Here is a 2,809-nt window from a genome sequence, read left to right as displayed (position 1 = left end):
GCGATCGAGCCGAGAATGCAGGCTCCACCTGCTAAATTTCCGCTCTCTGTGGGTACGATGGCTAATCTCCCCCTGTTTCCAACACTCTGTCGGTAGAACGCCAATCCGATCGGTAATATCGATCGGGTCAAAGCTACCTGTGATTGTGAAATAAGCATACTGCTGGTTATCTTCAACCATAAATTCGCGGCTGACTGGTGACGATCGTAAAACAAGCTTATTTACTAAATACTAGCCTATCTGTTTGGGACGAACTTCAAATAATGTTGTAGGGGCAGGTTTAGCGACTAATTAAAGCGCAGCAATCAACTTGCAGTTATCTGTGGGGTAACGGTTTGAAAATTACTCGATCGCGAGCGTTAAATTTAGGGTACTTCTGGCTCGATGCCTAGAGCGCGTAATTGAGCTGCCAATCGATCGGCTCTTTGACTTTCGGTATCGGCGCGTTGGCTTTCGATCGTGGCTCGATCGCGATCGAGTTTGGCGCGCTCGTATGGGGTGAGATAACGTTGGCTCCGTTCGTCGTACCAATACAACCATTCTCGTGTCAACCCATCATAACCAGCACGTTCGCTACCGATGCCTAAGCCAATTTCCGGCATCCAGAGGGGATTAGCTGCTTGCGGTTCGTAGCTGCCGTTGATGAGTTTGTGGATCTCTAGTTTGGCTTTGCGGCGACGCTTGGGGTTGCGAAAAGTGCGGTCTTGGGGTTTCCCCAAGTGGAGCACCTTTTCAAGAGAGTAGATAACATAGTAGAGTACGCCCATCTGTGCGTAGCGAGCGAGCTTAGTAGTGTATTCCGTACCAATGGGATTTGAAACTACTTCTAGTACCAAGATTGGAGCTACTTCTTCTTCCAATAGCACGTAACTCGAACGTAGATCTTCATCGTAGAATCGCTCGACATTCAGGGCTAAGAAACCATCGGGGACGATGGGGGGCCGATCTGGATCGTCGTAATAGATGCCCATGTCGATGCCAAAGAACCAATCCATGCGCTCATCCCACAGCATTCGTAAGATCGATTTGAGCAGGCTGGGAATGAGTTGTTGAAGTTCGTTATCCACGGGGGTATCGTCGGAGCAAGGCAGTTCGTCGGCGGTGGGAAGGTATCGCGGTAGCTCGTACTGGTACATGACAAAAGACACTCAAACAAGCAGCATAGATCTACTGTATCATCTATTCTAGATTGAGACGGGATGCCTCTGGGAGGGCGATTGATTCGGCTGAAAATGAAATTTGACACAATTTGGGATCGATCGCCATCTTCGCGGCTGTAGCGACAATTTGAGCGCCATCGGGCAGCACATCTGGTTAAAAATCGCACCCATCGATCGCTAATTAAGGTAACATGCTTGGGTAGCTTGAGACTGTACTGCCCAACCTCGGCTATCAACCATTTACATGCCCATCATGCCTAGTCTAGCTTTACCTGCAACCCAACAAGAGCGACTAAAACAAGGATTGACAGATATTCGGCTGATTGCCGCCGATATAGATGGTACTCTGACTAATGGGGGTAAATTTACGCCTCAACTGTTACAGGCGATCGATCTACTCAATGCTAAAGATATCAAATTACTGCTGGTTACAGGCAGATCCGCAGGCTGGGTGAGTGCTGTTAATAATTATCTCCCGGTTGCAGGTGCGATCGCCGAAAATGGTGGTGTTTACTTCGATCGAGATTGTAGTGGGTTTGATTTTATTACGCGGCTAGAAAATATCGAATCACATCGCGCAGATTTGGCGAATCGATTTTGGCAATTGCAAGAACTTTATCCTCAAATCGAAGAATCGAGCGATAATCAGTTTCGACTTACCGATTGGACATTTAATGTTGCTGGTTTAACAGATTTAGAATTAGGCGAAATTGCGAGTTACTGTCGGCAATGGGGTTATAGTTTTACATTTAGTACGGTGCAATGCCATATTAAGCCGCAGCATCAAGACAAAGGTGTCGCGATTTTACAGGTATTGAAACTATATTTTCCAGAGCTTACACCGACACAGATAATTACCGTTGGCGATAGTCCTAATGATGCCACAATGTTCGATCGAGAGTTATTTTTACATTCGGTTGGGGTGGCTAATATCCAGCACTATGCCGATCGATTAACCCATCACCCGCGCTATATTACTCAGCTCTCGGAAGTAGCTGGATTTTGTGAATTGGTAAATCTGCTTGTAGCGTAAGGAGTAAGAAGTAAGAAACTTCCCGTCGCCCACTTCATTAATCCAGGAACCTTTAACTGAGTACATACGTCAGACTGGGTGCAGTCAAATAATATTCCAAATGATTTTCTCTATAACTAGAAGTTCGCTCATTTCGACTGCGCTGCTTGCTGTAGCGATTGTTAGCATTGCGCCTGTAAATGCCGACGATCGCGCCAAAGTTCAGCCAGTAATTCAAACTAACTATAATCAGATTAATGCTGCTTTCATTCGTAAAGATATTAAAGGTGCGACGGCATTATTTACCCCAGATTATGTAAGTATCAATCCCGAAGGTGAAAAACAAACATTATCAGAGTTTCGCGAACACTATAATAATCTTTTTACTCGGTTTAATATTAAATTAACAGCAAATAAAGCGACTATCAAAACTATCGATGTTAATGCTAATAGCTTAGATGTCGCAATCGATCAAAAAACAGAAGGTACGATTGCTGGTTTTAATAAAATTGTTATCGATCAAACATCTCGCGATTCTTGGCTGAAAACTCCCCAAGGCTGGCGACTAAAACAAAGCAAAATATTAACCAGTCAAACCACCTTTAATGGTAAAACTTTTAAGGGATAGGGGTTAGGC

Annotated in this window: 5 protein-coding genes; 2 read left to right on the top strand and 3 right to left on the bottom strand. The window is 44.9% G+C overall.

From position 1 onward, the window contains the following. The 3 genes from Q0R35_RS12775 to Q0R35_RS12765 form a co-directional block, all read right to left on the bottom strand. The coding region (locus Q0R35_RS12775; protein WP_295618630.1) for a DUF4279 domain-containing protein at nt 1-180 on the bottom strand (180 nt) is incomplete at its 3' end. A 185-nt stretch (nt 181-365) separates the two neighbouring features. Then, nucleotides 366-1,136 carry a Uma2 family endonuclease gene (locus Q0R35_RS12770; protein ID WP_295618626.1) on the bottom strand — a complete coding sequence of 257 codons (771 nt, stop codon included), beginning with the start codon at nt 1,134-1,136 and terminating at the stop codon, nt 366-368. A 43-nt stretch (nt 1,137-1,179) separates the two neighbouring features. After that, nucleotides 1,180-1,308 (bottom strand): hypothetical protein, encoded by a 129-nt coding sequence (locus tag Q0R35_RS12765; protein ID WP_295618623.1) that lies wholly within the window; start codon nt 1,306-1,308, stop codon nt 1,180-1,182. A gap of 105 nt (nt 1,309-1,413) precedes the next feature. Here Q0R35_RS12765 and Q0R35_RS12760 point away from each other — a divergent pair, with 105 nt between their 5' ends. Together Q0R35_RS12760 and Q0R35_RS12755 are read left to right on the top strand one after the other, a co-directional pair. After that, complete coding sequence (locus Q0R35_RS12760) at nt 1,414-2,193, top strand: HAD family hydrolase (protein WP_295618620.1); 780 nt, start codon at nt 1,414-1,416, stop codon at nt 2,191-2,193. Between the two features lie 100 nt (nt 2,194-2,293). Then, nucleotides 2,294-2,800: a nuclear transport factor 2 family protein gene (locus Q0R35_RS12755; RefSeq protein ID WP_295618617.1), complete on the top strand. Its 507-nt coding sequence runs from the start codon at nt 2,294-2,296 to the stop codon at nt 2,798-2,800. Nucleotides 2,801-2,809: the final 9 nt, after the last annotated feature.

The sequence above is a fragment of the Chamaesiphon sp. GL140_3_metabinner_50 genome (genome assembly GCF_025361915.1).
Taxonomy (GTDB): Bacteria; Cyanobacteriota; Cyanobacteriia; order Cyanobacteriales; family Chamaesiphonaceae; genus Chamaesiphon.
This window is presented reverse-complemented; position numbering and strand designations above follow the sequence as displayed.